Raw genomic sequence first — 359 nt, forward strand, 5'->3', positions numbered from 1 at the left:
ACGGCCTGGGTTCCTGCGCGCGAAATCTGTTGCACGTCAATGGGCGTACCAGCTGCGGCGGGCGTAGCCTCTGTGATGCTCATCGGCAGAAAGCCGGCGGCAAAGCAAAGCTTGCAGAACATTCTCATGAAGGATCTCGTTGAGATAATTGGCTGTATGGATTTAAATTTACTGCCGCGGCCATTAGATGAGAAGATCGGCAAATCCGCATACACTGGTGCATGCCACTCACCAATGACGATGGAAAACCTCAACGATCTGCAACTGTTCGTCGCCGTCGCGAGAGAACGCAGTTTTACGCGGGCGGCGGCGCAAGTGGGCTTGTCGCGCTCGGCGCTGAGTCACGCAATTTCGGCATT

General features: G+C 55.4%; 1 protein-coding gene. It reads left to right on the plus strand.

All coding sequences use genetic code 11. From position 1 onward, the window contains the following. Positions 1 to 126: 126 nt before the first annotated feature. Positions 127 to 359, plus strand: a 233-nt coding sequence (locus NCR39_RS29950; protein WP_250456324.1) for a helix-turn-helix domain-containing protein, incomplete at its 3' end; no start/stop codon positions are given.

Origin of the sequence: Caballeronia sp. ATUFL_M2_KS44 (assembly GCF_023630965.1) — a bacterium.
GTDB lineage: Bacteria > Pseudomonadota > Gammaproteobacteria > Burkholderiales > Burkholderiaceae > Caballeronia > Caballeronia concitans.